This is a genomic window from Candidatus Symbiopectobacterium sp. (assembly GCF_020054415.1).
Classification (GTDB): domain Bacteria; phylum Pseudomonadota; class Gammaproteobacteria; order Enterobacterales; family Enterobacteriaceae; genus Symbiopectobacterium.
On sequence record NZ_JAHWCO010000009.1, the window covers coordinates 1 to 1,674 of the forward strand.

The 1,674-nt window shown below is 49.5% G+C and carries 3 protein-coding genes and 1 pseudogene; all 4 read right to left on the reverse strand.

The features are described 5' to 3' along the window. The coding region (locus QZ506_RS00295) for a transposase (protein ID WP_291968285.1) at window positions 1-336 on the reverse strand (336 nt) is incomplete at its 3' end. Window positions 337-646: 310 nt separating this feature from the next. Continuing rightward, entirely contained in the window at window positions 647-1,177 is a 531-nt protein-coding gene (dsbB, locus tag QZ506_RS00300) for a disulfide bond formation protein DsbB (RefSeq protein WP_291968286.1), read from the reverse strand. 220 nt (window positions 1,178-1,397) lie between these two features. Beyond that, on the reverse strand, window positions 1,398-1,547 hold the full coding sequence (locus tag QZ506_RS00305; protein ID WP_291968287.1) for a hypothetical protein: 150 nt from the start codon (window positions 1,545-1,547) through the stop codon (window positions 1,398-1,400). A 42-nt stretch (window positions 1,548-1,589) separates the two neighbouring features. After that, window positions 1,590-1,674, reverse strand: a pseudogene (locus QZ506_RS00310) (lipoprotein); the annotation flags it as partial.

Here is a 1,674-nt window from a genome sequence, read left to right on the forward strand (position 1 = left end):
GGCATACAACGATAAAATCTGGTTATCAATCCCGGTGATCCGGGTCTGGTTCTTCTTCACCAGTTGCGGTTCAAAGGAACCATCACGATCACGTGGTGTACGCAGTTCCAGCGGACCATCGACGGTGGTAACAGTCTTTGTGGAGTAGCCATTGCGCGTGTTAGTTCCAGATTTGGACTGGTGCTTCTCATGCCCGAGGTGATGGGTCATTTCAGCATTAAGGGCAGCTTCAACGCTGATCTTTTTCAGCAGGCTATCAAACTGGTTGAGATCGTCAGGGGTTTTGAGATTTTTGTCCAGCTCGTTAGCCAGAGCCTGTAACTGTTTTTCGTCCATAAAGTAACCTGCTTTTTATGTTGGATTGAACATATCAAAATCAGGCAATTACACAATCTCGTGTACAGGCTCCGTGCTGGGGTGCTTTAATCCTTCTGAAACCTCAGACGCCTATTACATACTGGCAAACGATCGCGATGAGATATGGTTTATTTGCAATCGGCATGTACGCGTTGTGGCGTTAGACGCATCGCATAAAGGTTTCAGGTATCCGCTAGACCTCTCACTTCACCACTGAGGTCTCAGACGGTCGACGAGATCTTAGGCTATTGTGTTGCCAGATGGCGCAGGCCATCTGGCAACGACAGGATTAGCGGCTAAACAGATCGCGACGTTTAGGCTTGAACGGCTGGGCAATCAGCAACAGCCCCCCCATCACCAGAAACGCACCGAAAATGACCAGCATACACTGCGGCATGACCAGTGACAGGAACTGCCATTGGCGCTCTGCACAGTCACCAGAGGCGACAAAGACGGAGGGTAGCCATTTGTCCAGCGGCAGCCATGACGGGAAGTTGACAAAGAAATCACACACGGCAAACGGCGAAGGATGCAGCATGACATTGGTATGCTCCCAGGCTAGCTTTAATCCTTCGACAGCGCTGTAGATCCACAGGAAAATTGCTGGATAGCGCAGCAGCGTTGCGGGGGCGATAGCACCCAGCAACCCGGCTCCCATCGCGCCGAACAGTGCGCTGCGCTGGTAAATACAGAGCACACAAGGTTTGAGCAACATGACATGCTGAAAATAAAGCGCGACCAATTCAAAGGCAAACGCCGTCAAAGCCATTAACAGCCAAGCACCGCGCCCACGTGAGCAGCGGTTAAGAAATCGCAACATAACGAATATTCCATGCTAAAAAAATGATCGATTTGGCGGCAAAGACGGTACAGGCAATGCCACCATCATTTCACTGAGCAAAACGTAACAATCTATTTATTTGATACTCTATTTATATATCATTTCTGCGATTGCCATCCTTTGACAGATCGCACACTACGGCTAAGCGTTGTAACCCGTTCACTATACACGATAGTTGTGCGTAGCGACGCGTCTGTGTTTACAGTTTTGGTAGCGCTATCCACAGCCATTCAGTAAGCAGTTCTGTTGTAGGCACTAATGCGAATGCAACGCACAGCCAGCCTACCAGCGTCATCACTATCGCATAGGGTAGTGCCATAACCACCATTTTGACATGGCTTTGTTGAATAAATCAGAACTTGTAACGACTGCGCCCCATACGGGTCGATTGTTACGTGATGCGAATACTGTTCGGCATTCCTGATAGCGTGATCCGGTTAAGCGCTTTGACCATGGCCATGGCTTCACCCACCTGA